Here is a 24,482-nt window from a genome sequence, read left to right on the forward strand (position 1 = left end):
CTGTGCAAGGGCAGCTTCGGAATCATGCAACAAGTCTCGCAATCGGCACTGACATCGGGGGCTTGGTGTCCGGCAGCCTTGCTCAACTCATCATCTGATCGACGACCACTGCCACTGAACGGGGCACGACCTGCTCCAGGACCGGCAGAACTGGATCCCAGCCTCCGAGAACCACCGCCTGCGCGGCGAGCCTGCGGGCGCGGGACGGCTCGGACATTTCCACAAGTGCGGCCAGCGCGCGGGCTCGTGTCCCGCGATAGGCGATCGAGCGGGCGAGAGCCTCGGCTGCGTCCGGATCGCCGTGCCGGGCCGTCTCTCGGGCGACCGCGAGCAGTGCCTCGCCCTGCGCCCAGCGGTCGTTGATCGAGTGGACCAGGACCTTGGCCCGGTCCTGATCGCCGCGCAGGGCCAGCATCCGGACCACTTCGATCAGCGCCCTGTCCTGTGCCCGGCGGTCGGTGATCGCGTGAGCGAGAGCCTCCGACCCGCGCGCGTCGCCAGAGCTGGCAAGTTCCCCGACGATGTCCGCCTGCCGCGCCGCGGACAGCTCGGAGTCGAGCCGGTCGGCAAGGGCCATGGCCCGCTCGGCCTGTCCATGCCGGGCGAGCAGAAGCATCAGAGACCTCAGGAGGATGTCGTGATCACGGCCGTCACCGGTCGCAAGCAGTGTCTCGGCCCGGCTGGCCAGGGCCAAGGCCACGTCCTGGTCGGCGGTCGCGACGACCGCATCGAGCACACATGCCATGTCCCAGGCGTCCAGCGGGGATCTGGCGGAGAGTGGGCGAGCGACGGACCCATCCAGGTCTCCTTCCGAAGCCATGTCCTGATCGCCGGCTTCGCCCCGTGCCCGCACCCGTAGGTTGCTCCCTGCCCCGTCAGCGGGTCCGGGCCGGGGGCGCATGAGAGCGTCGAGCCGGCCGAGGTCTCCCTCAAGCGCCTCGCGGGCCAGCACCACCGCCAGGGAGCGGGCCTTGGACCACCCGGTCGGATTGCGTGACCAGGTGATGTCCTCCACGCGGTCGGCGAGTGCGGCGGCCCGGTCATGGTCGCCGGTGGCGACGGCAACCTCCACGAGGAGGGCGAGCAGTTGTTCCGTCCCGTCGAAGGCGTAGATACTCACCTCGTCGTCGGCGCGAGCGGCGAACCTCAACGCCTCATCAATGTCACCGCTGTCCGCCACCACCCTCGCCAGCAGGGCCCAGGCCCACCCCCAGTTGTGCGGGTATCGGATCCTCTCCGCCAGAGCGACAGACCTATCCCGCTCACCGGCACGAGCCCACGCCGGCACGAGGGCGACCAGTGCCTGATCCCGCAGCTGCCACAGGGGAATCGACTCGGCCAGTGCCTGAGCGCCGCCCAGGTCTCCCGCGCCCGCCGCGGCCTTCACCAACTCCAAAAGCTGAGTACCCTGTTCGAGCTCGTCACTGATCGTGTACGCCAGCTCAGCGGCGCGGACAAGGTGGCGGGTGCGGGCGAGCGCCCTCAGGAGCCACCCACTGGTGAGACTGGTGCCCGGCTCCCTGTCCACCGACAGCCGCAGAAGGGTCAGCAGGCACGGCTCGAACCCCCCTTGCACGATGTCTCTTCGCACGTCGTTCTCCGGTGCCAGGCCGCGACGTCGCTCCCGTTCCCGCATCAAGAACAGCTCTGGCCCCCACTGGGCCAACCCCTCTGCCATACCTGGTCCCCCCTGGTGAAGCCACCAGCCGTGCACCCGCTCAGGCGGCCCCAACAGTACGGCGGGACTCGGTCCGATCGCCACAGATAGCCGCTCGCCACCTGGGCGGTCGCCGATGCCGAACGGCCGTGCCGGCAACAGCCCATCGTGGCAAGCCGCATGGGGTATGCCCGCAGCGACGAACTCGATATCGGCAACCCGAAACACCGCCCGGCAACACACGACCACAGCCGGCTCCGGAATCCCGCACAAGCCGCAGAAACGACAGATCCCGCTCAATCATCCCGACCGTGCGGGCTCTCAGCGTTCTGCTGTGGTCGACCTGAGCGGTAATCAACCGACTTCCTCTTGACCAGCACCCGCGCCGGATCCGGAAGCGCAGGTTCGAACGAGAGGTCTCGAGCCGCTCTGCCCATGTGCCGTTGTTCGTGGTGACCTGGTGGACGCGCTGTTGGAGGTTGGCGTTTCGCTGAACGGTGTCCTCGGAATTGGGCCGCAAGTCGCATAGCAAGGCAAGGAGTTCGCCCGTGCCGGTGCGCTGAGTGAGAATCTCGGCGTGGTCAGTCTTAAAGTCGGGCACCGGCTTCGACGGTGCCTCGGCTGGGCAATTACCCCGGTGCGGCGATGCCCAAGAGCATCTACAGTCGTCTCGGTCAGATTTCAGGGGGCGGGTATGGAACATCGAATGCTGACCGCGGATGTGGTGAACCTGCTTCTCGGAGACGGGGAGGCAACTCCGAAGGCCATCGAGACCACCGCCATGGAGATGGTCCGCACAGGCCGGCTGCAGGGTGAACAGAAGGCCGACGGAACGTTGACCGTACGGATGCTCCCGCGCACCTCCGACACGGCACCGCTGCGGCCCGTCGAGGAACTGGTGGTCGAGCGGATCCGTCGGCGTTCCCGAAGCGGTGTCGACCGTGTCCCGATAGGCGCCCTCGGGCCGGGCGACGGCGACGAGTTCTGGGTGTGGTGGCGCGGCTTTCAGGACAGTGTCCGCGACGAGACGACGGCCCTGGGTCTCATACGCCCGGCCCGCAACAAGTACGTGACGCTGGTGTATCGGGGTGCGGCCCTCGCAGCCTGGTTTGGCGCCCTTTGGGCCGGCGTGTCGTGGAGTCCCGACTGGATGCGGATCCTTCTCGAAGTAGTTCTCGTGCTGAGCCTGTTGGGGCTGGTGTGGCTGTCCGACGTCCCGCTCGGGTCCGGGCCCAGGTTGACGGCCGCCGGACGGCAGGCCGCGCGCGAATGGCGGACCCACGAGTGCGCTGGAGACCATCGGCTGCCCAAACGCCAGGTGGGAGGGACTGGTCCCGAATCGGCGCTTCCCGTACGCGAGCCGCGGCGAATCTGGTCCTCGTACGGGAGATCGTGGCACGTCGTGGACACAGGGCCGCTGGATATCCCACGCTGGGGACACCTGTGGCAGTTCGTAGTGCTGGCCGTAACCGTGTGCGCCGCCTCCGTCGCCGCCGTCGTGCTAAGCCTGACCGCGCGCCTGCCCTTCGACTGGGAATGGGACACCGCCCCAGTGCTCACCGGCGTACTGCTGTGGGGCCTGTGGCTGCCGGCCCGCCGTCATGTCCTCGCGGTTCCCGACGAATCCAGCTTTCGCGGTGCCGTCATCTCGCGCTGGGACTACGACACTCACCACGATGACCCGCACACGGATGTCACGCACTACTGCTGCTCAATCGAGGACCCAGCGACACGGAAAGCGTGGTCCTTCGAGGTCGGCCAGTGGAGTCGGCCGATGTTTTCACGCAAAGCGAATCCTGAGCTCAAGGACCGGTTCCGGGTAGGGGACATCGTCGATGTCCACTGCAGCCCGCGTCGGCGCGAGATCCATCAGATCAGTGTGGTCGAGGCCGTGTCGCGGGCCGACTGACGATCGGATCCGCTCTCCGGCACGGATGCGCCCGCTAGGACTAGGAGTTGTCTTCAAATGACACGATCACATCAGGAGCGATGGTCCCAAGCGTGCCGCGGTGATCGGCCCAGCGCCGTCCCCGGACCAGATCGGCCGGAATAAGCGGCCCGATCCGAGTTTCTCCCCATTTTTCAGGCGTAGGCGATGATGTTCGGGGATCCTGTCGAGGTACCTCTGAAAACCACTGTAAGGAGACCCCCCAGTGCGCCGCCCGACCCGGAACGCCTTCGCCGCCCTCATCGCCGCAGCCGGCCTCGCCCTCTCCCTCCTCGCCCCCACACCCGCCTCGGCTGCCACCGCCACCAGCCGCTTCGCGAACTACCGCTACGGTGACTGCCTGCGCGAGACCGACGAGACCGGCCTCAAGGGCGACCGCTGCACCACCGGACGCGGCAGCCTCCTGTGGCAGTGGAACGGCCGCCTCAACACCAACACCACTCTTAAGAACAACGTCTGGGGCCGTTGCCTCGACAGCAATGACCGGGGCGACGTCTACCCCCTGCGCTGTAACGGCGGCTCATACCAGAAGTGGCGCACCGTCCAGCCTGCCCCGCGCAGCGCCATCATGCTCCAGAGCGTCGGCACGGGCCGCTGCCTCTACCAGCAGGACAACGGCTACTACCGCACTGCCCGCTGCGACCGAGGCGCCCAGAACCAGCGCTTCACCATCGGCTGAACGGATCTCTCGACCGCCTCAAGATGCCGCCGGGAGAACAGCTCTCGCCCGCTAATACGACTCCGTTAGGTCTTCCTGTTCGCCTGATCAAGAGCATGTTGGATGGGTGGATTTACATGAAGTGAGACGCGTTCGGGCGACGTTGGCATTGTTCGTGGCCGATGTGTTGGCTTCGATGCCGCGGAAGGATCAGCGGGCCAAGGGTGACTGTTACTGCGGGGACTCAAGCTGGACGATCGCCGCAAGTCGATTCAGGCGATGGCTGAGCGGCTGCCGGACGGCAACGAGCAGGACCTGCAGCAGTTCGTGAACCAGTCGACCTGGGATCCGGCGTTCGTGTAGCGGCGGAACATGAGCGTCTGCTGCCGTTGATCGACCCGTGGCCTGGGTGATCGATGATGTGTCGATGCCCAAGGACGGCCGGATGTCGGTGGCTCCCCAATACTGCGGAGCCTTGGGTAAACGCGCGAACTGCCAGGCCGCCGTCAGTGTCCACGCCGCCAGTGACAGCGCCTTGCCCTTTGCAGTGGAGGTTGTTCCTGCCCGAGGACTGGGCTACGGACAGCCACCGCCGCACCAGGACCCTGATTCCGCCTGAGATCACGCACCGGGAGAAATGGCGGCCGGCCCTGGATTTGCTCGACAGCCTAGTGGACTGGGGGATGACACCGCTGGTGGTGGCCGACGCCGCCTACGGCACCAACGCACACCTGCGGGCCGCACTGTCGAAGCGAGGACTCACCTATGTCCAGTCCATCCGGTCGGACGTGAGCGCCCACCCCTTCGACACATAACCCATGACGCCGGACCGCAAAGGAGATGTCGGCTGCCGGCCCCAGCCTCGCTAACGCCAGAAGGCACCGTCGGTGGCAGTCCTTGCCACAAGCCTCGGACAGGATGCACTCATTCCCTCACCTGGCGGCAAGGCCCGAAAGGGGAACTACGTTCTCGCTTCGCGGCCGAAGCGTGCTGCTTGGCCCGTCTGACCAAGCGGCACGCTTCGGTCAAAGTGGGACAACCGCTCCTGTCACTGCACCTGTCAGAGAGGTTCAGCACGGTCACCGAGTGCGCCATCTGCGCGTGGTCAAGCGGTGCGGCGCACGTGCTCCTGACGCGAGGGCAAGAAGTCCGGCCACGTCGACTACTGCACGGCGGCGTAGTCCCCGGTCGACGACTTCGCCCCGGACGTTGAGTTCCCGTAGTACGTCCACCGCCACGTCCCCGACTTCGTGGCCTTCACCGTGGTCTTGAGGGACCCGGTGCTGCTCGACGTGGCCTTCTTGACCGTCGTGTACGAGGAGGCGCCCGATGCCTTGAATTGCAGGCTCACCGTGCGGCCAGCGTAGCCCTGGTAGGTGTGGGTGTCCCAGTTCGCCCGCTCGACCTTCCCGGTAACGGTGATCGTCTTACCTGCGGCGACCGGCTCCGGCGAGGCATTGACCGTGACGCGGGTCGCCCGCTGGACCTGCAACGGGAGGTTCTCGTCGTCGGTGTCATAGGCGTCACCAGCGAGAAAAGCCCTCGCGGCAGTCTTCCACGCGCCGGCGAACTCGTTCCCGAAGTCGGCGTACCGCGGGTCGATGTACAGCCACTCCTTGAAGTCGCAGATCCCGTTGGCCTTGTCCACGACCTTGCAGTCAGTGGTGATGACGGAGCTCTGCAGGGTGTCACTGCTGTCGGGGTGGCCCCGGTAGGGGAACACGGTCGGCCCGTCGTCGTATTTGAGCTTGGTCGTCATCCGGAAGGATGCGGGCACGACAACCTCGTTGGTGGTTCCGATGACGATCGGCTTCCCGCTGTTCACGGTGACCCGGGTAAAGGAGACCCCGCCCTCCGCCGCCCCCGCCGGCACCGCTGCCACCACGGTGAACACGACCGCCGCTCCGCCGGCCACCACCGCGCTCCACCTCGTCCTCCGCATATTTGCACTCCCCATATACGAGCCCGCCCTCTCTCCCAAAGGCCGAACTCGACCTCTGGGCACACCGGCCAAAGGATCATCCTCAGCGGCCAACTGTCGGACAAGGGAGGACTGCAGGCGGTTGTACGCAGCACGGCTACGATTTGATCACCACGACATATTCTTCGCCCGTCACCAGGCTGTCGTGGAGCCGACCTTGAGCGACTTTCGTCGGCAGCGGCGGGCTGGTCTGCTCTCCGATGAGTTTGCCTGCGCGGCTGTCCGCTCCGAAGACAACAAGCACCGGCGGCGTTCCACCAGGCTGCTGCTGGACCTGAGCAACTCCTCGGGCGTGGGCGCGCGGAAGACGGGATCGTGAAAGGTCGCCGGGCAGCTAACGAAGAGCGGGGCGGTGAAGGCCAGTTCCAGCCCGTGGTGGTACCTGAGGTCGTCATCGGCTGTGAACCGGAACTGACCACTGTCCCAGGCGAGGACTTCCCAGTCCCACCAGGACCCTTCAGGGAGCTCGATCGTGGCATGCGGTCGTTCGACGTCCACCTTCGGACCCTCAATCTGTTCAAACGGACCGACAGGTTGCACGGAGATATGGCACGCCGGGCTTGACGAGTTGGGCCCCTGAGGTGTCGATGCGCGTCAGACGGACCTCGGCGCCCGGTGCCAGCCGATCGCGTCGACCAGGACGCGCTCCGCTTTCCGGTCCGACCAGCGGCGGTCCTTGTTGTGCAGGAGGCACCGGCCCGTCGAGGCGGCCGCCACCACCGCGGCGGCGAACAGCTCGGGGAGCGGACTTCCGGCGCGTACCGGCCCGAGGGTCGGGCACGTATGGCACGGGCATGACACACTCGATCACGTCCCAGCGGAAGCTCATGACCGCACGCTGGCTCGGGCCGACGGGCTGCGAGTGAACGCCGATCGAGGTGTCGACTGGTCCGATCGTCGGGGCGGAGGGCGTCGGGACGTAATCATCTCTCTCCGAAACTCTGTTCCCATGCGTCTCGGTAGCGCGCCCGCCAACTGCTGGAGGCCAGTGAGCTGTCCGTGGACCAGATCGCGGGCGAGGTCGGTTTCGCGACGGGCGCCTCCCTGCGCCAGCACCTGCACGCGACGATCGGCGTCTCTCCGCAGGCCTACCGGCGGACGTTCCAGGCGACGCGCTGAGCCTCCCCGGCCGCGGCCCGCCGATCACCGAACGATCTCCGTGCCTCCCGCGTCGTAGGAGCACGAACGCGGGTCGATGTGACGGGGGTCGGGTATGGGCAAGAGGATCGTGGCCGCAGTGGTACTGGCCGGGCTGGCGTCGGCGGGGTGCGGCGGCGCGGACGTGCGGGACGACCTGGTGGTGAAGGGAACCCGGCCGGCCACGCCCTACGCGGGGCCGCTCCACCTGCCCTCGGAGAAGAACCCGCGTGATGGCGAGCCGGAGCCGAGTGAGGGGGCGGGTGCGGCGGGCAAGGCGCTGGAATGTGACGGCGCGATCTTCTCGGGCGGCGGGTCGGACCGCTGGAGCAAGAGGGACGGCGGTTCCACCCCCGAGGAGGGACTGAACGCCTACTTCGACATCTACCAGCCCGAGGAGCCCGACTACGGCTACCGCGTGGAGCGCCGGGAGGGCGACCGTGTCCTGTTCTCCTTCGACGTGAAGGGCAGGACCAAGGTGGCCGTCGTCGTCGCCAAGGACCAGCCGGATCGCCCGGGTTGGGGCCCGGAGACCAACGCCTCCTGCGACCCGTCGGAATGGCCCGCGAGCTACGCCAGGTCCAAGGGCTACGAGATCTGGGAGGACCGGGAAGGCCGTCGCGTGCCGACCACGAAGGTGAGCAGCTCGCCCGGCGCCGAACACTGCGACTGGCAGAGCGCACACTTCCTCACCCTGGGCAGTGGCACCAACTCCCGCCAGTACGTGCATGATCCGCAGGGGCTCTTCGATACCGAGCTGCTGAACGGCACATACGACGCGGATGCCCCTATGCCGGCGGACGCGCGCGACACCGGCTACCACTACCGCGACTGGAGTCTCTGGCTCGCCGCGGACAGGTCGACGGCCTACGTCCGTACCTCCGACGGCGTGGAGGCCTGGCCGGCGGCAGCGGATCTGATCGGCTGCCGGTAGGCCGGCCGGTTGCGGCCCCCCGTAAGCGACCGCCTCGGTCCACTCGGCCAGTCGGCGCCAGCAGGTCATGCCGGAGCCGAAGCCGAGTTCCTGCGGCAGGTGTTCCCAGGCGATCCCGGTGTGCAGGACGAACAGGATGCCCTGGAACACGAGCAGGACTGGATGCCGCTTGCGCCACGGGTGCCGGGACCGGCGCTCAACCTTGGGCAAGCGGTCGATCACCGCCTACAAGTCGGCATCGACTTCCCACGGCTTCGGCCGGGCCAGCCCGCACCCCCGGATCATCAGTCTCGGAGAGATCCAATCACCTCGAAGATCCACGCCGAACGGTTCCCTGATTGACGAGATCGTGCGCGAGGGCGCCCGTCGGATGCTGGCCGCCGCCCTGGAGGCGGAAGTCAACGCTTACATAGCCGAGTTGGCCGGTGAGCGGGACGAGAGCGGTATCCGCCTGGTCGTGCGCAACGGCCATCACCATCCGCGGAAGGTCGAATGGCACCTTGGCTGGAACGTGGAACTACCCCGCGGCTACTTCCTACTGGTCTGGAAGACGGTCCTCCGGGCCTGAATATGCCCACAGGGGTGATGTCCAGCACGGTCTGCAGCCGGATGAACGAAGGCAACGGCTTCGGCATCGCCGTAGGGCCCACTACATCCGTCACGCTCAGCTGGGACAGCACATCGCCCGCCTCATACTGCTGCACGCAGACAGCCTGCAGGCCACCAGCACCACCGAACCGCCCGGGGTAGCAGCGAGCCACGAGGACGACGAGCATGCTTGAGCTAACCCGCGAACAGGCCCGAACGATGGCCGTCAGCGCCCAGGGCCTGCACACCGTAGCTGGAACAGTCCGCACACCTTCAGAGGTCCTCAGGGCACTGGGTTGCTTTCAGATAGACACCATTAACGTCGTCCGTCGCTCCCACGAGTTGATCATGCTGGCCCGCGGCGTTCCCTCTGACGCCGCTCGTGCCTTCGCCTCGCACGAGGACAATGCGACCTTCTTCGACCCCAGTCGATCTGTGGCCCGTGTTCGCGTTCCGGCGCCGGCGCCTCGCCAGCCATGGCTGGCGAGGCCCCACCATCGACCCCCAAGCGTGCATCGACGTCCGTCGCGCAGCCGACCTGCACGGCGCCGTCACCATCAGCGACCTGGGCGGAATGACCGGCACTGGTTGGGACCGCACTTCGCCACTGAAGTGGGCCGCCGAATGGCTGTGGGCGACCGGCGAATTCGTCTGCGTGCGACGGCGTGGTTGGAAACGAGTGTACGAACCGGCTGAGCGTGCGCTGCCAGATCGCCTCCGTCTGGACGAGACCTACGACGATGCCTGCCTGCGAGAACTGGTCCGAATCGCGCTGACGAAGGCAAACGGCGGCTTCGCCTACTACGGCATCGCCACAGCAGCGTTCATGCACTCCGGTGCCTTCCTCGCCCCAACCCGCGGCCGTCTCGTCGACCGATACGGCTGGTCGATCGGCGAGCTGGGCCGCGCGAGGCTCACCTGCTCGCCGCCATCGTCGACCTCGGCCGTGAGCTGGAGCCCCCAGCTACCCGTAACGGGCGCTTCAGGGACGCGGTCAGCCCAGAAAATTGCGCGGTCAGCGCCGGCCGCCGCCGATGCGGCGGTCGTCGGCCAGTGCGGTCAGCGGGCCGAACTCGCGGGCAAGCTGGTTCCACGTCAGAACCTCGCCACAGCGGGCCGGAAACTCCTTCGGGTTGAACTCGGGCATGGTCCAGGTGCCAGTGCCCCGGTCCCGCAGCCACAGGTCCCCGTCACCGTCGACCACAGTCGGCGGGACCGGTACGGGCTCGGCCTGATCGGTAGGCTCCCAGGTGACCCGGCCCGGGTGGGAAACGCGGCGCAGTTCGGTGGTGGCCAGCCGCGCGGCCAAGTCACGAGTGGACTCTTCGGCGTCCTTGACCGACGCGAGTCGGAATGCGTCGTCAAGTACGGGCAGGGCTGGATTCTTGCTGCGCTTTGAACTCATACGCTGACTACCTCCGGTGGGGGGCGTCACATCCGTTATGGCACCCCGTAGAGGAACACGGTATCCGAGGCGGGAGCCGGACCGGCTACGACTACTGACCAGGCGGAGGCGCTGGCACACCGGGCGGTGGGGCAAGGTGGTGAGCTGGTCCTGGACGTGGCGCAACCCGTGGTGGTAGCGCTCAGATATGGCGGTCCGGGTCTGAGAAGGTGAGGCCGCCGGGGGCCAGCAGCCCGCGATGACACAACTCGACCTCAAGCAATGGGACTTCGCTGTTCAGGGTGCGGACTGGGACGAGGCCGAGGACGACGAGGAAGGGGCAGAGATCCTCACCGCCGCCGAGCGGCCACGCCGCTGGGCATGAGCCGGCGCACGTCGTCGCGGTCGAGGACAGACGCGTACTGCGGCAGCAGATCATGCAGGCCGCCGCTGAAGCTGCTGGTGAGGGAGGGGGCAGGAGTCCCACGCCCGGTGTTGAGGATCGCTGCCTTCGTCAGTCGTTGCGCGTTGGAGGTGATCTGCCCCGTGCCGACCACGGCACGGTGGCGGGGAAGGCTGATGGCGAACCGGTCCTATGCCGCAGACCTGCTCCTGGGTACCTCAGCGTCCTCGGCTCACTGCCGCGGGTGACGTGGCGCAAGGACACCTCGTGGCGGCGGCAGAGGGCTGCGGTCCGCCGGGCTCGATGGCCAGGGCGAGCGACCCGGCGTGCAGACACGTGGTGCTTTCGGGGACAGCTGCCGCGAGTTTGAGCTGTCACAGAGCGTGACATCGCTGTTCGATTGCGAGGGCCCAGCTCGTACGAGACGGCGTACGCCTTGTCGCCTGACGGCCGGAAGTGACGCTCCCTCAGGTCTGTTCCGCTCGCTGCTGTGGTCAGCGGTCGACCGCGATGGTGCTGGTCATGCAGACCGACGCGCTCTTCTGGGACTTGCTGGTGTTCGAGGGGATCGACGAGGTGGAGGTCGAGGCGGTTATGGTCGCGTTCGACACGGTCGATGGGTGGCGAGAGGTCCCGCGGTCGCGGTGGTATGTCCGGACTGTGGCCTCTTCTCGGATCGAGTCCACGATCGTTACCAGCGTAGGCTGAAGGACCTCCCGCTCGCTGATCAGTGCTTTGTGATCCGACTGACGGTCAGACGCTTCATCTGTGGCTCGGCAGACTGCCCGCGCCGGACGTTCGCCGAGCCGTTCTCGCGGCTGGCCGCCCCGTACGCTCGGTTCACCACGCGGCTCAACCGTGCTCTTCCACCGGTTCAACGAAGAGAGGCCGGCCTCTCTGGACCCTCGCTGGGCGCGAGGCCGTCCCCGCGCAATGAACACTGAGGACGAGGACTTCGTCGTCGAGGCGGCCACCCCCGGCCCACTGCGGTGGTTGTTTCGGCTCCCGCCGCCTGCCACTGAGCGTCAGTCCCGCCACTTGTCCCGGCACAACCAGGCCAACCGCTCCGTGAAATGGTGCTGCCAGAGCCACCACGGAAGCCGTCGGTGGGCAACGAACGACCACAGGTCGTCATCGGCTTCGTTGCCGCGCGGGCAACCGCGCAGAAGATCGAGAGAGCGTCGATCAACGGTCCGATGCAGACGAGCGACGTGGGCCAGAGCGATGACACCTTGGCGGCGGATCTCCGGTTCCTCAGCCTCCAGCGCCGTGCCAACCTGGAGCAGAATCGCCTCCGCATCCGCATGGTTGAGGGCGAGAGCAATCACAGCCGCCCCGACGAGCGGCTCGCCCCGGCTGAACGCAGCATCGACCTCGTCGGGTTGATCGGTCCACCGCAGCGTCGAGCCATCCTGCCAGTTCAGGACCGGTGCCGGATCGACAGGGCCGCTCTCACCAGGGTTCACGGCCCGACCCTACCGAGCCGCACTCACAGGAATCCTCTAGGACACCGCGCCCAAGGTCCCGAGGCTGAGGATCCCAGAAGAGATCCTCAGCGCGTCGGCCTATCATTCTGGGCGGCCGCGGAAGTCGGTACTCAGCGCGCCTGTCCCTGCTCCGTGCCGGTTATCGGCGGGACCACTCGGAGGACCGCCCTGGGCTGCACCCAGGACAGGTCAACGCCCTCAAGTTCGACGACGGCGCTCCAACCGGGGGTCAGTTCGGTGAACTCTCCGTAAGGCCGTCGGTGTATCCGGAGCACCCGGGCAGGGAAAGCCCCGTCATCCGGTGAGCTGTCCACCGGAAGCAGCGCACCGCCGGGGAAGATGCTCCGCCCCACACTGACGCAGCGGGCGTGACAGTTCACCCTGTTCACCGAGGGCCGCTCGTACACGATCACCACCTGCAGTCGTCCTTCGGGCTCTGTACTACTCATGCTGAGGACGCCTCCCTCCAGGGTCAGAACAAATCCATGAACTTGTCGGCCGCCTCGGACGCCACACCGCTCCCGATGATGCCCCCGACCACACCACCCACGACACCGCCCGCGCCAGGAATGGCCGCGCCCACCTCCGCGCCGTAGGCAGCACCCGCGAGGCCGCCCGCTAGGCCCGCGGCGTCGCGCGTGGCGGTGTGGAGCCGCTGCGCCGGCGGCGCCTTGGCAACGTCGTAGGCGGAGAGCGCCACCGCGCCGACGAAAAGGCTGCCCTTCAACGCGCCGCCAACGGTGATGAAGCCGGCATCGCCGCCCGCCGAACCGGCCAGCTTGCTCGCGGTGGAGGCGGCACCGCTGCCCGAACCACCGCCGGCACCAGCACCCCGACGTACGCCTACGGCGACAAGCGCCGCTCGCTGAGGAAGCGTTCGAACAGGAGTCGGTGCTCAGAGGGTCGGCGGTGGCGACGAAGAGCGACTTGCAGAGCGTTGTAGGGCTGCCCGGCGACCAGCCGCGCGAACCGCCGCGCCCTCGCCGACCGGACCGGCTCCCGGACAGGAAGGTCCCGCCAGGGAAGGCCGGTCCGCTGCCGGAACAAGATCCCGTCGATCACACGACGGTGACACTGCCGGCGGACCTCCGAGGCTGCCGAGCTGCCGGAGATGGCGACGACGGATACGACGTTCGCCCTCTCCGGCGCCCAGTACCTGGTGCTGTCGGTCCCGGCGCAGACGCTGCGCGCCAACCTCGCCGACTGGAGCCGCTATGTCCGGCCCGGCACGGTCGTCGTCAGCTCACCGACCTGCACCGCTGGCCGGAGTAACGCTGGTACGGCGGACCGACTGCCTGGACGCATGCGAGCGCGCCAACGTCATCGTCATCCAGCCCTCCGCCGAAGGCCGGGCCGCCAGTGGACGGCCTGTGCGGCTCGGCCAGGTCAACGACCCCGGCGCCGCAGCCGACATCACTGCCTGGATCAAGAACGGCAGCCCCGGACTGGCCGAGGCCCCCGACATCCTCGACCTCTACACCGTCAGCCCCTCCCGGCGTGCCCGGCACGAGCTCGAAGACTGACCGCCCATCCCGCTTCTGATAGTCACTCCTGCCGTGCTATCCCGCGGCCGGGCAGGCCACCCGGCGTCTCTGGTCTGCGGCCTGGGGTGAGCCCAGTTGACGGTCTGTGTGATGGACGAGCGGCCGGGAGTACGGCGCGGGACCGCAGTCGATCCCCTGCTCGGATCTAGTTCGGAGCTTGGTTCGGCCCAAGGACATCCCCGGTCGGTAGGGGGAGCCCGGCGCGGCCAGTTCGCTCCTGGGCCCCCGCCCTACGACTGACCGGCGCTGGCAAGGCCCGCACAGCCGCACGCCTCGCGCGGGTGGCTCACTCTCAGAAGTCGGCTTTGCGGTAGTCGCGCTCGGTCTCCTCGCCCAGACCGGCGCAGCCCTTGTCCGCTGACTGTCCGACCAGCAGCAGGCCTTCGGGCATGCCGGTGACCTCGAAACTGCGTCCGCCGTGGCCGGTGCCGGGCGTGATGTCGAACCCGAGTTCGCGCAGGTCCTGGGCGAGCTGCGCCCGGCCAACGGAGCCGCCCTCGCGGGTCAGGGAGTCCTCGTACAGCGCCTCGTGGTCCGAGCCTCGCAGCGCCCCGGATGCGTCGAGAACGCCGACGAGGTAGGTGTGCACGTGCAGCAGGGGCGGCGGGGGCGCGGGCGACGCCTGCATCGTGCCGGCCACGTGCAGCGCCAGCGCGGCGGCGAACCCCTGGCCGGGCTCCGTGCCGTCGACCAGCGGCCTGGTGCGCACGAGATGCTCGACACTACGGTGGGCGCCGGCCAGCACCGCTCGTTCCACGTCCACGCGCAGCGCGGGGTCCCCCTGGGCCCACACCTAGGAGATCGAGGCGGGGGCAATGAAGGTCAGGTTGTACGCGTCGCCGTCCGCACGGACCTGCGCCTCGCGGCCCACGTGCCGCCCGGCTATCACCGCACCCAACTGCCTGGCCGTCGCCTCCTCGCCCCTGCGCAACCCCAGCATCCCCAGCGCCTCGGCCGAGCCCGTCCATAACGTGTTCGCCCGCAGACCCCCGAGATCCTCCCCCCGTGCGAACGCCGCGGGCGCCACGGAGCGCTCCACAGCCCGCTCCGCCTCGCCCTCCACCTTGACCATGCGAATCGTCAACACGCGCCACTCCTTCGCCAGTTCAGAAACCCAGGATGCTACCCAAGTTCCGTCTTTTCCGGGGCGCCGGCTTGCGGAACCCCGCCCCGGAATGACGCCTTGCCCATTTGCGTTTGCAGCGACCCGATCCATCAGGCGTTCGTGCCGCCGCTGAACAAGCGGTTCGGCCGAGCGCGGCGAATCTCTTCGAGCACGCGGACGGCGTCCTCGAACAGCGGAGTCAGTCCCGCCCTACGGCCCGACTCTCCGTCTCGCGCTTGGTGACATCGAGCGCCTCCAGGGCGTGAAGTAGCTGGTCAGTGCAGTGAAGCCAGTCTCGCGACTCCACCGCCTTCGCCGAGCGTGACGCCTGGCTGTTGTGTTTGATGCCACGCGCCGCCGCATCGAGGGCTTGTCGCGGCGATTGCTCTCGTGGCATGCTCCGGGCCATGATCAAGAGAATCGAGCCCTCCGTCCGCCGATGAGCGGGACGACCGGGAGAGGACTGCCCGGATCACCGGCAACGCTGTTCGACCACGCGCTGTGGCTACATCAACTGGTTCCGGATAAGCCGCTTCCGCGCGACGGGTACCCCTTTCCCGACGACGCGTTGCACCGTCGCCGAGGCCCGAAGGCACCCAAAGACCGGCACTTGGCCGGCAAGGATATTGCGCTCATTCTGGACACGCATTTCGCGAGGGCCTCTGCCCTGCCCAGCGAACTGGCCGACGTCTTCCACGAGGTCTACATCCCGATTCACCACAATGAGCACATCGCCGCCGCGGCTGCGCGGGGGGACGCGGAACGCGCTCGTGAAACGGGCCGCTGGCTGGTCCGCTATGGCACCGATCGCTGCTCAGTCACCGTCGGGCTCGCCCTGCTCGCCGTTGTGGGAACAGCTGACGACATCCCACTGATTCAGACGATCGGGCTGCTCTCCGACCGCTTCGGGCCGCTGGCGGCGCGGGCCTTCGAGCGGCAGGCAGGAGGAGTCGAAGCCCTGCTCTGGCTAGCCGATCGAGTCACTGGCTGGGGACGTGTCTATGTCGTTGAAGCTCTCTGCAGACTCGACGACCCAGCTGCCCGACCGTGGCTGCTGCGCAGGGCCTGTGACGGCGACTTCCTCAACGGATACTTCGCCGGCAAGGTCGCCACAGTCGCCAGACTCCATGAGGCGCTGGCAGAGCTCGACACTGACAGCGAGATGGTCGACCACATCGGTCGGCTACTCCATCTCATGAGCGACTGCGGGGGGATGGGACTCACCCTCGCTCACTACCCCCATGCGAGAGTGGTCCTGGAAGCTCATGCTCGCCATGTGGGTTTGCTCAGCCCGACCATGGAGCGCTACTTCACGATCGCGGTGCTCACTCAGCACCTGACTACGGAGCCTTCCGAGGCTGCCGGGTGCACCGCGGCACAACAGGAAGCGCTCCGGGCAACCTACCTCGAGGTGCTCGACCGCGAGGAGTGGACCCAGGCCGCACGCGCCGGGATCGCCGCGGATGACAACCGGATGCGGTGGCTCGCCGACCACAGGGCGCCAAAGCTGAGGCTGCGCGCGTTCCCCGATCGAGAGCCAGACTCCGAGGAATAGCGCGCGTCAGGGATAAGTGTTCTCCGCCAGTATGGCGCGGATGACCGGCTGCAACCGGACCGCCGGTGACGTCGCCCGCCGTGTCCTAGCCGACCCTGACCGGCTGCCCGGGGTGGAGGCCTGGTTCCGCCGCACGCCGGCGAACGCGGTCACATGACGCCGCCGCCGGCGCCGATGCTGGATCTTTGCGGCCAGCAGCCCGCCAGGACGATGGGCGATCTTGATGGCGGGGTGGTTTGGAACGCATTGGGTTGACCGCTCGCGCAGGATCGGTCTCGCTGGTGCGCCGCCTTGGGTGACCACCGTGTTGTGAAGCCGGTTCGCGCACTCTCTACAGGGCGAGTTGGGGTCAGTTGGGCTTCTGTCCGTCGGCCCGCTTGAAACGGCACCCGATGCTGTTGTCCGGGTCCTCCCCAGGGATCTGAAGGAGGATCAGGCCGGCCTCATCCTGGAGTAGCGTCACCTGCTCGCTCGCGTTTCCCTGCTGCACGTCGAAGTACTGCTTGCCCTGGACAGTCTCCAGCGTCCAGGTTCCCCTGCCATCGTCCCTGCCCGTGATGCGGGATTCGTCCACGCTGTAGCCGGTCGCCCACCGCTTCCACCGCGCCGAACCATCCCGCTCCAGCACGAGAGAGGAGTCGCACGATCCGCCGGCATGCCAGTGCCCCACAAGGTCGGAGCGGCTGAGGACCTGCGCCTTCGACTCCGTACATCCAGTGAGGAGACCTGCGCCAAGACAGAGAAGAACTGTGACAGCCGCCCGCCGATTCACTCACGCCCCCCAAACATCGCTGTGGGCAGACCATATGCCGCAACTGCACCACACCCCCCACTGGGGGCACCGAGCCCATACGCTTCAGCGTTCCCCTGTTTGTGCTTCATCCTAGATTGCTGACAATTACTGAAATTGCCACCACCTGCCGTGATCGGCGCCCCCGTTGTCTTTGGTGTCAAGGATCAGCGCACTCCGTCGCCCGATGGCAGCCATCCCTGCTTCCGCCTCTCGGTCGCCCTTCGGGCATGGGGAGGTAGGTGTGCCGCCCTGCATCAGATCGGGCAGATCCCTGGCCCACGGAAGCCCGAAATGAGCAGTGCACGCCGGCCAGATGATCTCCACTGGCTCCTTCGGCGGCTTTGTGAACCGCATTCCCGACTCAGGACACTAGGTGCCGTTTTGGTCTTCTTCCATGTGGAGGAGCAGAAGGGCGATGTCGTCGTAGCGGGGCGTGGATTGTTCGGCGTGGTGGACGAGGGTATCGGCGAGCTCCTCGAGGTGTGGGCTCTGGGCCTGTCCGAGTTGCTGTGCGAGCGCGTTGGTGGATTCGTCGATGTCGGTTCCTGGGGTTTCGACGAGTCCGTCGGTGTACAGGGCGAGTACAGAGCCGGGCGGGAAGTCGATCTCGGTGGTGGGGTAGTCGGCGTTGGGGTCGATGCCGAGCAGCAGACCGGGTGGTACACGGAGCGTTTCGGTGTGTCCGCTGGAGTGGCGGAGGAGCGGTGGAGGGTGTCCGGCGGTCGCGAGGCGGGCACGGTGGCGAGTGAGGTCGAGGTGGGCGATCAGGCAGCTGGTGAACAGGCCGGCATCGAGGTCGATGAGGAGACGGTTCGTGCGGGCCAGGAGTTCGCCGGGGTGGGCGCCGGCGGTGGCGTGGGCGTGGACGGCGGTGCGGACCTGGCCCATGAGGGCGGCGGCGGCTGGGTTGTGGCCCTGTACGTCGCCGATGGCGGCCGTGATGGCGGACGGTCCCGAGATGAGGTCGTAGAAGTCGCCGCCGATGTCCATGCCGTGGCCCGCGGGGAGGTAGCGGGCGGCGACATCCAGGCCGGGGATGCGGGGCAGTGCGTGGGGCAGCAGGCCGGTCTGCAGGGTGTGGGCGAGAGCGTGGGTGGCGTCGTAGAGGCGGGCGCGGTCGAGGGCCTGGGCGATCAGTCCGGACAGGGAGGTGAGGAGTGCGCGTTCGGCTGGGGGAAAGGGGCGAGGATGGTCGTAGGAGAGGGCGAGAGCGCCGATGGGGCGACTGGAGGCGGTCAGCGGTAGGAAGGCCCAGGCGTTCCTGTCGTAGTAGTGGGGTACGTCTGGGTAGTTGCGCCGGAACTCCTCGAGGGTGGGGTAGAAGGTGGGGCTGCCGGACGTCAGGGCGTGTGCGGTCGGGGTACTGGAGGTCAGGGGCACGCCGTCGAAGCGGTCGATGAATTCGGGGCTGTAGCCGCGGTGGCCGATGGCGTGCAGGCGGCCTTCCTGGAGGGTCAGCAGGAGCAGGCCCTGGGGGCCGAAGGCGGGCACGATCTGGTCGGCCGCGGTTTCGACTACGTCCTGGACGCCTACGGCTTCGGCGAGTGCGGCTGACAGGTGCGTGAGGTGGTAGAGCACCATCGCGCCGACGGGTTTACCGGTTGGGCCAGGTTGCGGGGGTGGGGTGGTCTCGTGTTGTGCGGCGGGCGTGATGTGGACGCTGATGCCGGTGCCGCTGGGGTAGAGCTGGAAGAGGAGCGGTGTGGCGGGTGGGCAGAAGGCGGTGAAGGAGGTGGTCTGGCGGGTGATCACTGCGGATCGGTAGTGGTCCTCGAAGACCGGGCTGTTCATCCACGGCAGCGTCTCCCACGGCTGGCTGCCCACCAGGGTGTCGGCGGTGGCATTCACGAGTTCAGTAGCTGCGGAGTTGATGTAGGTGATTCTGCCGTCGAGGTCGAGTTCGCAGCAGCCAACCGGGAGGCGTTCGGTGAAGCGGAGCGCAGCCAAGGCATGGGCAGGAACCGCTTGGCGGACTGGTGGGGGCAGCAGCCGTGGTTCGTCCGGGGGCAGGAGGGGTTTGCCATTGCTGCCGGCCTGTTCGAGGATCTTCTCGGCCTTTCGGCAGAATGCGGTAGCCGCCCGGCGTTCGTGCACGCTGAGGTGTGGCGGGTGCCAGATGGGCCACAGCAGGGCGATACCGCCCCACACACGTGTTCCGCTCATCAGAGGGACGGCGGCGAGCATAAAGGCGTACGGCACCACGGCGCCGAGCTGCGGGTAGCGGCGGGCTATCTCTTCCTGGCTGCCCAGCCACACCATTTGCCGCTGGTGGATGGCGTCCACGACCGGCGTACAGCCGTCCATGGGGGCGCGAGTCCACGGGGCGGCGATCCGTGGTGATGCTCCGGACACCAGGGTCAGCCACAGGGAGCGTTCTCCAGGTGGCAGCAGGTACAGCAGGCCGATTGATGCGCCGGTGTCGCGCATCATGTCGGCCATGGGCACATCCAGGCGTTCCGTACCGGATCCGGGGGCGGTGCCCAGGCCGACAGACTGTCGCATGGCTTCCTACCCAGTCTTGGCGACGAACGTGGCGGACCGGCGGATGCGGCCGAAACGGCTGCGGGCGGCTTCGGCGCTGATGCCAAGTCCCGCACCGATCTGCGTGCAGCTGGCTCCCGCCTGCCGGTCTGCCAGTACCGCTGCCCTGACCAGCCGACCGGCCAGCTCCGGCACAGAAGCCACTCCGGCGCAGTGGAACCCTGCGGGCATTCGCGGCCAGGGCTGCTGCTGAACCTGCTGGGCGATGGCCTGGAGTCGATCTGTCAGGTCTTCACCGGCCTCGGCCATCGCTTCCCGGGACGGAGCAGCCTTCTGACAGTGCTGACGGGCACGCCACGCAGCCTGCCGGTGCGCTGAGCGGCAGTAGCGGCCGCCGTGCTGTGGAGGTAGCGGGGTTCCACACCAGCCACAGCGGGCAACATAACCCATACAAGGACAATATGCCCGCGTTACCGTGACGGCATCTCCCAAGACCAAAGCCGCCAGCGACCACCCTCCATGGGACTCTCGCGTACAAGGACGAGCAGACACCGGCCGGTGGACTTCGCACTGCCGCCATCCTGCTCGGTCCGGCGCGGGAGCCAGCGGTCTGCGGCGTACACAACAGCGTCCGCTCCCTCGAGGCCGACATCCGATCCTGGGGCAAACAGTAATGACCTGGTTCACCGACGCGTCGTTCCGCTCCCGGTCTGCGCTGGCCGCCCAGGCAGCGACGATACGTTCCCAGCCGCGGACGTTGAGGAGGCGCAGGCCAAGTTCCCGCTGCCGGGGCCGGTCGGCCTGAGACTGGTTGAGCAGGTGGATCCACCCGATGCGTTCCAGGTTCTTCCGGGAGGGTGAGCGCCGACCGCCCAGCCAGGTCCGCAGAGTGCGGTGACGAGTCGTGATCCCTGCGGTAGGCCGGTGATATGCGGTACGCAGAGGGTGGCGGGTTGACCGCCGAGTGGTAGCAAGCTCGAGAGCGAATCCGTTTCGAGGCCGGTGAGAACAGGCTCAGCCGCGGCGGCGCCCGCCGCTCGTTCGACGGCTGCAGCTTCCCTGATGTTCCATCACGCACCGGAGTAGCGGGCGCAAGCGTCTGCATGATTCCTGGCCTCGAGAACGGCCCCCAAGGTGGCTCCACACACAGTTCTACCGTGCGGAACGCGTTCTGGACGGTGGCCCTTTCCGTGTCCTGACAAGCGCCTGAGGCACAGTGCGGGCGCCGTGCCACGGCACCCGCTGCCACACCCACACCCACACCCACACCCACGGCAGCGGCAGCGGCAGCGGCAGCGGCAGCAGCAGCAGCGGCAGCAATCTGAATCACGAAACCTGGCTCATGCGACCCAACGCTCACCCACTCCGCGCAGATGTGACACGGTGCCCACAGCCATTGTTCGAGGAGGCAGCCGTGACTGATTTGCATCAAGTCTTCGTCAACGAGGGGACGTTCGGTCTGCTCGTCGATGGAATGATTCCCGTCGAGACCGCGGACTGGTCCAACGGACTCGTAGCACCCATGTCGCAGGGCGCGCTGATCCTTACCGGTATCAACACTGGATACGTGGAAGCCTCCGTCACAGCCCAGGAAAGCGCTCCCGTGGGAGCGCCGGCCGAGTCCTGGGATGAGATCGTAGAGGTCAGTATCCGCACGCAGGGCGGCAACCTGAAGCTGGAGTCGCTCGACCTCGGGCCGGTCACCGATGCCGCGCTGCCTCTGCCCCCGTCAGCATCAGGGTGGTACAGACTCCGGGTCCACGCCTGCGGGCGAGAATTGCTTTACGACAAGACCAGCATGGAGCCTGTCGAGAAGTACTTGCTCACTGTCTGGCCAGGATCGGAGACAGGTAGCACGGTCGTCCGCTCAAGCGAGCGCATCGAACGTGCCTCACAGACGCAATGGACCCCTCCTGCCCGAGAGCCTGCACCGGCGGTAGACCATAACCCTCCGGTCCGTAAGGCCTTTTGACCACAAGGTGGCGGCGAGTAGAGCAGTGGCGGTGAAAGACATGTCCCCCAGGACTTCGGCGTGCCGGGCCCCCCGTCGTGCGTTGGATTGAGGGCAGGGAACGTCCCGATCGCACACGGCAGGTCGCGACGACGAGGTCGACGCCCGACGCGATCAGCATTGGCGCGGCTACGACCGGGACCTTCCCGTTGGGACATGAGAACGGGGGCTTTGCGTTTCAGTCGAAGACGAGCACCGGCTTGATGACCGCGCCACTGGCCGCGTCCTGGACCGCCTCTTCGATCTGCTCGAAGTCATACCTGGTCAACAGACGGTCTACGGGGAAGCGACCCTGCTCGTAGAGATCGATCAGTTGCGGGATCAAGATGTCGGGCTCGCTGAGTCCCGACGGGTAGCCGCGGACGGTGATCCCACTGAGAGCGACCTGCATGTGGTTGAAGGTGACGTCCTGCTCCACGGGACCGACCCCCAGGAGAGCGCATTCACCACCCGGCATGACACTCTCGACCGCTGCGCGCGCGACCGAGGGCACTCCGGTCGCCTCGACGCTGAACTGCACCCCGCCGGGGACGATGGCGTGCACCGCCGCCGACACCGACTCCTCGCCGGCGAGGATCGTGTGCGTGGCGCCGAGCTCGAGTGCCAGGTCCAGGCGGTTCTGATGCCGGTCCACGGCGACGATGATCCTGGATCCCGCCGCCCGGGCGGCCAGGATCGCCGCCAGACCCACCCCACCCACACCGAAAACCGCGATCGTGGAGCCGACCGAGGGGTGCAGGCCGTTGATCACCGTTCCCGCGCCGGTCAGTACGCCGCATGCGAAGGCCGGCGCCAGGGTGAGGTCGAAGTCAGGGGCGATCTTGACAGCGTTCGACTCGTGGGCCATGGCATAGGTCGCGAAGCTCGACTGCCCGAAGAACTGGCCGTTGACGGCCTCACCGTCCTTGCTCAAGCCGGTGCTGCCGTCAGCCCTGACAGGCCCACCGGCGTTGAGCACGCCCAACTTCTCGCACACGTTGGAATCGCCTCGCTTGCACGCGTGGCAGACCCCACATGCCATGCGGGTGAGCACGACGTGGTCGCCGGGGGCCACCTTGGTCACATCGGGGCCGACCGACTCCACGATGCCGGCCCCCTCGTGCCCGAGGACTGCAGGCAGCGCCAGCGGGACGTATTGGTCGCGCGCGCTCAGGTCGGAGTGGCAGATACCAGCACCCACGATCCGGACGATGATCTCCCCCGCCTTCGGATCGTCGAGCTCAAGCTCTTCGATCTCGAACGCTGATCCTTTGGACCGGGTCACTGCGGCTCTGATTTTCATATCAATGTCCTTCGGCTTGGGCCGACCTATACAGCGTGCTGTCAGGGCGACGTAGTGGGGTGCGTTCCTTACGCCTGAACGGGGATGAAGAGGGACTGCACTTCGCAGTACGCGTCGAGGCCCTCGGGGCCCATCTCCCGGCCGACGCCGGAGTGGGCGAATCCGCCGAACGGGATGGACGGCCCCATCGAGGCGAGGGTGCCGTTGATGTAGAGCGAGCCCACCCGCAGGCGCCGGCCAATCTCCTCGGCCTTGGCCAAGTCAGCCGTCCACACGGAGCTGGAGAGGCCGTACTCGGTGTCCTTGGCGATCACGATCGCCTCCTCAACGGTGTCGTAGGGCAGGACGGAGATGAGGGGGCCGAACACTTCCTCGCGGACTGCTCGCGTGTCGTTCGTGACGCCAGTGAGAACCGTCGGTTCGACGAAATAGCCGGTCTCGAGCCCGGCGGGGATCTTTCCGCCCGCGGCGACGACGGCACCGGTCTCCACGGCGTCCCGGATGTATGCCAGCATGCGATCGCGGTGCTTCTCGGTGATCAGGGGACCAATGACCGTGGACGGATCAGCCGGGTCCCCCACCTTCAACGACTGGGCAGCGGCCGCGAATATCCCTACGATCTCGTCGTAGCGAGAGCGGGGGGCGAGGATGCGGCGCTGAGCGATGCATGCTTCGCCGTTGTTCTGCACGAGCGCCGCAAAGACCAGATCCCCCATGAGGTCGACGGGCGCATCTTCGAGGATGATCGCTGCAGCGTTGCCGCCCAGTTCCAGTGCGACACGACGGAAGTCCGTCGCGCAGGCTTGGGCGATCTGACGGCCGACAGCCGTGCTGCCGGTGAACGACACCATGTCGACGTCCGGGTGCGAGACGAGTCGCCGACTGCCCTCCAGCGCGGCCGGGAGGATGTTGATGGCACCCGCCGGGAAGCCGGCCTCGTCCACTGCTTCGGCAAGCAGGTACGCGATCATCGGGCTTTCCGGCGAGGGTTGGTAAACGACCGTGCACCCAGCGGCGAGCGCGGGACCGATCTTCGCCAGCGCCCCGTTCAGGGGAATGTTCCACGGGACGATCGCGGCGACTACACCGACCGGGCAGCGACGTACCGTGACATTGGCCCCGCCGCTCGGTCGGACCTCTTCGAAAGCGTCCAGGCGGGCCAGCTCAGCGTTGTAGCGAAGGATGCCGATGGCACCGGCCACGTGCGCCAGTTCCGACATAATCGTCGAAAATCCGCACTCCGCGATAACCATGGCCTTGAGGGCTTCGGCGCGCGACTCCAGCGCGAGCGCCAGTCGCTGCAGCACCTCAGCCCGGTCCTTGCCCGAAATTGTCGGCCAGGGACCGGCGTCGAACGCGTTCCGGGCAGCTGCGACAGCTCGATCGACGTCCTCGACGCCGCAGGCTGGGACCTCGGCGAACACAGCGCCGGTGGTGGGGTTCACGTCCGCCATCCTGTTGGACGTTATGGCAGGGATGAACGCTCCGTTGACGTAGACGCTGTCTCGGCGGTCAATGCTCATACGACAGTTCC

Annotated in this window: 22 protein-coding genes and 6 pseudogenes; 14 read left to right on the forward strand and 14 right to left on the reverse strand. The window is 67.3% G+C overall.

Going from position 1 to position 24,482, the window contains the following annotated elements; genetic code table 11:
- Window positions 1-82: 82 nt before the first annotated feature.
- The gene (locus ACIRQH_RS37795) at window positions 83-1,591 is read right to left on the reverse strand and encodes a hypothetical protein (protein WP_404229757.1); all 1,509 of its coding nucleotides are present in this window, start codon (window positions 1,589-1,591) and stop codon (window positions 83-85) included.
- A 772-nt stretch (window positions 1,592-2,363) separates the two neighbouring features.
- Between ACIRQH_RS37795 and ACIRQH_RS37800 the strand changes: the two genes are divergently transcribed.
- From ACIRQH_RS37800 to ACIRQH_RS37815, 4 genes and pseudogenes are all read left to right on the forward strand, one after another.
- A complete protein-coding gene (locus ACIRQH_RS37800) occupies window positions 2,364-3,566 on the forward strand; it encodes a DUF2207 family protein (protein WP_404229760.1) in 1,203 nt (400 codons plus the stop codon).
- A 244-nt stretch (window positions 3,567-3,810) separates the two neighbouring features.
- Window positions 3,811-4,284, forward strand: coding sequence for a hypothetical protein (locus ACIRQH_RS37805; RefSeq protein ID WP_388881701.1), 474 nt, complete (start codon window positions 3,811-3,813; stop codon window positions 4,282-4,284).
- 258 nt (window positions 4,285-4,542) lie between these two features.
- On the forward strand, window positions 4,543-4,626 hold the full coding sequence (locus ACIRQH_RS37810) for a hypothetical protein (protein WP_404229963.1): 84 nt from the start codon (window positions 4,543-4,545) through the stop codon (window positions 4,624-4,626).
- Between the two features lie 82 nt (window positions 4,627-4,708).
- Window positions 4,709-5,078: pseudogene (locus ACIRQH_RS37815) on the forward strand (transposase).
- 347 nt (window positions 5,079-5,425) lie between these two features.
- On the opposite strand, the gene ACIRQH_RS37820 reads toward ACIRQH_RS37815, so the two are convergent.
- Window positions 5,426-6,205, reverse strand: a complete 780-nt coding sequence (locus ACIRQH_RS37820) for a hypothetical protein (protein ID WP_404229966.1) — start codon at window positions 6,203-6,205, stop codon at window positions 5,426-5,428.
- Between the two features lie 1,002 nt (window positions 6,206-7,207).
- On the opposite strand from ACIRQH_RS37820, the pseudogene ACIRQH_RS37825 reads away from it, so the two are divergent.
- Window positions 7,208-7,363, forward strand: a pseudogene (locus tag ACIRQH_RS37825) (helix-turn-helix domain-containing protein); the annotation flags it as partial.
- A 94-nt stretch (window positions 7,364-7,457) separates the two neighbouring features.
- On the forward strand, window positions 7,458-8,315 hold the full coding sequence (locus tag ACIRQH_RS37830) for a hypothetical protein (protein ID WP_404229763.1): 858 nt from the start codon (window positions 7,458-7,460) through the stop codon (window positions 8,313-8,315).
- A gap of 30 nt (window positions 8,316-8,345) precedes the next feature.
- Here the strand turns inward: ACIRQH_RS37830 and ACIRQH_RS37835 are convergent.
- Window positions 8,346-8,525: pseudogene (locus ACIRQH_RS37835) on the reverse strand (transposase); the annotation flags it as partial.
- A gap of 70 nt (window positions 8,526-8,595) precedes the next feature.
- Here ACIRQH_RS37835 and ACIRQH_RS37840 point away from each other — a divergent pair.
- Window positions 8,596-8,805, forward strand: a pseudogene (locus tag ACIRQH_RS37840) (IS256 family transposase); the annotation flags it as partial.
- Window positions 8,806-9,309: 504 nt separating this feature from the next.
- A pseudogene (locus ACIRQH_RS37845) lies at window positions 9,310-9,669 on the forward strand (DNA glycosylase AlkZ-like family protein); the annotation flags it as partial.
- Window positions 9,670-9,918: 249 nt separating this feature from the next.
- On the opposite strand, the gene ACIRQH_RS37850 reads toward ACIRQH_RS37845, so the two are convergent.
- On the reverse strand, window positions 9,919-10,308 hold the full coding sequence (locus ACIRQH_RS37850) for a hypothetical protein (protein ID WP_079403197.1): 390 nt from the start codon (window positions 10,306-10,308) through the stop codon (window positions 9,919-9,921).
- Window positions 10,309-10,546: 238 nt separating this feature from the next.
- Between ACIRQH_RS37850 and ACIRQH_RS37855 the strand changes: the two genes are divergently transcribed.
- From ACIRQH_RS37855 to ACIRQH_RS37865, 3 genes are all read left to right on the forward strand, one after another.
- Window positions 10,547-10,672 carry a hypothetical protein gene (locus ACIRQH_RS37855; RefSeq protein ID WP_388881636.1) on the forward strand — a complete coding sequence of 42 codons (126 nt, stop codon included), beginning with the start codon at window positions 10,547-10,549 and terminating at the stop codon, window positions 10,670-10,672.
- A 540-nt stretch (window positions 10,673-11,212) separates the two neighbouring features.
- Window positions 11,213-11,398, forward strand: a complete 186-nt coding sequence (locus ACIRQH_RS37860; protein WP_404229977.1) for a hypothetical protein — start codon at window positions 11,213-11,215, stop codon at window positions 11,396-11,398.
- Window positions 11,335-11,634, forward strand: coding sequence for a transposase family protein (locus ACIRQH_RS37865; RefSeq protein ID WP_388881630.1), 300 nt, complete (start codon window positions 11,335-11,337; stop codon window positions 11,632-11,634). Before ACIRQH_RS37860 ends, ACIRQH_RS37865 begins: the two co-directional genes overlap by 64 nt.
- An 81-nt stretch (window positions 11,635-11,715) precedes the next feature.
- Here the strand turns inward: ACIRQH_RS37865 and ACIRQH_RS37870 are convergent, their stop codons facing one another.
- The 3 genes and pseudogenes from ACIRQH_RS37870 to ACIRQH_RS37880 form a co-directional block, all read right to left on the reverse strand.
- A complete protein-coding gene (locus ACIRQH_RS37870) occupies window positions 11,716-12,156 on the reverse strand; it encodes a hypothetical protein (protein ID WP_404229766.1) in 441 nt (146 codons plus the stop codon).
- A gap of 493 nt (window positions 12,157-12,649) precedes the next feature.
- Window positions 12,650-12,904 (reverse strand): hypothetical protein, encoded by a 255-nt coding sequence (locus ACIRQH_RS37875; RefSeq protein WP_404229768.1) that lies wholly within the window; start codon window positions 12,902-12,904, stop codon window positions 12,650-12,652.
- Between the two features lie 278 nt (window positions 12,905-13,182).
- Window positions 13,183-13,260: pseudogene (locus ACIRQH_RS37880) on the reverse strand (hypothetical protein); the annotation flags it as partial.
- A gap of 11 nt (window positions 13,261-13,271) precedes the next feature.
- Between ACIRQH_RS37880 and ACIRQH_RS37885 the strand changes: the two are divergent.
- Window positions 13,272-13,700 (forward strand): (2Fe-2S) ferredoxin domain-containing protein, encoded by a 429-nt coding sequence (locus ACIRQH_RS37885; protein WP_404229969.1) that lies wholly within the window; start codon window positions 13,272-13,274, stop codon window positions 13,698-13,700.
- A 313-nt stretch (window positions 13,701-14,013) separates the two neighbouring features.
- Here the strand turns inward: ACIRQH_RS37885 and ACIRQH_RS37890 are convergent, their stop codons facing one another.
- The gene (locus ACIRQH_RS37890) at window positions 14,014-14,514 is read right to left on the reverse strand and encodes a relaxase domain-containing protein (protein WP_404229770.1); all 501 of its coding nucleotides are present in this window, start codon (window positions 14,512-14,514) and stop codon (window positions 14,014-14,016) included.
- Window positions 14,515-14,808, reverse strand: coding sequence for a hypothetical protein (locus ACIRQH_RS37895; protein ID WP_404229772.1), 294 nt, complete (start codon window positions 14,806-14,808; stop codon window positions 14,515-14,517).
- Window positions 14,809-15,265: 457 nt separating this feature from the next.
- Here ACIRQH_RS37895 and ACIRQH_RS37900 point away from each other — a divergent pair, with 457 nt between their 5' ends.
- Window positions 15,266-16,381 (forward strand): hypothetical protein, encoded by a 1,116-nt coding sequence (locus tag ACIRQH_RS37900; RefSeq protein WP_404229774.1) that lies wholly within the window; start codon window positions 15,266-15,268, stop codon window positions 16,379-16,381.
- A 349-nt stretch (window positions 16,382-16,730) separates the two neighbouring features.
- Here the strand turns inward: ACIRQH_RS37900 and ACIRQH_RS37905 are convergent, their stop codons facing one another.
- The 3 genes from ACIRQH_RS37905 to ACIRQH_RS37915 all read right to left on the reverse strand — a co-directional run bounded on the left by ACIRQH_RS37905 (window position 16,731) and on the right by ACIRQH_RS37915 (window position 19,964).
- Window positions 16,731-17,009, reverse strand: a complete 279-nt coding sequence (locus ACIRQH_RS37905; protein ID WP_404229775.1) for a hypothetical protein — start codon at window positions 17,007-17,009, stop codon at window positions 16,731-16,733.
- 534 nt (window positions 17,010-17,543) lie between these two features.
- Window positions 17,544-19,676: a SpoIIE family protein phosphatase gene (locus ACIRQH_RS37910; RefSeq protein WP_404229778.1), complete on the reverse strand. Its 2,133-nt coding sequence runs from the start codon at window positions 19,674-19,676 to the stop codon at window positions 17,544-17,546.
- A gap of 6 nt (window positions 19,677-19,682) precedes the next feature.
- Window positions 19,683-19,964: a hypothetical protein gene (locus ACIRQH_RS37915; protein WP_404229781.1), complete on the reverse strand. Its 282-nt coding sequence runs from the start codon at window positions 19,962-19,964 to the stop codon at window positions 19,683-19,685.
- Window positions 19,965-21,069: 1,105 nt separating this feature from the next.
- On the opposite strand from ACIRQH_RS37915, the gene ACIRQH_RS37920 reads away from it, so the two are divergent.
- Window positions 21,070-21,627: a hypothetical protein gene (locus ACIRQH_RS37920; protein ID WP_404229784.1), complete on the forward strand. Its 558-nt coding sequence runs from the start codon at window positions 21,070-21,072 to the stop codon at window positions 21,625-21,627.
- Window positions 21,628-21,844: 217 nt separating this feature from the next.
- Here ACIRQH_RS37920 and ACIRQH_RS37925 read toward each other — a convergent pair whose 3' ends face one another.
- Together ACIRQH_RS37925 and ACIRQH_RS37930 are read right to left on the reverse strand one after the other, a co-directional pair.
- Complete coding sequence (locus ACIRQH_RS37925) at window positions 21,845-22,948, reverse strand: NAD(P)-dependent alcohol dehydrogenase (RefSeq protein WP_404229787.1); 1,104 nt, start codon at window positions 22,946-22,948, stop codon at window positions 21,845-21,847.
- 68 nt (window positions 22,949-23,016) lie between these two features.
- On the reverse strand, window positions 23,017-24,471 hold the full coding sequence (locus ACIRQH_RS37930) for an aldehyde dehydrogenase family protein (protein ID WP_404229789.1): 1,455 nt from the start codon (window positions 24,469-24,471) through the stop codon (window positions 23,017-23,019).
- Window positions 24,472-24,482: the final 11 nt, after the last annotated feature.

It is taken from the genome of Streptomyces sp. NPDC102279 (genome assembly GCF_044766365.1).
Taxonomy (GTDB): Bacteria; Actinomycetota; Actinomycetes; order Streptomycetales; family Streptomycetaceae; genus Streptomyces.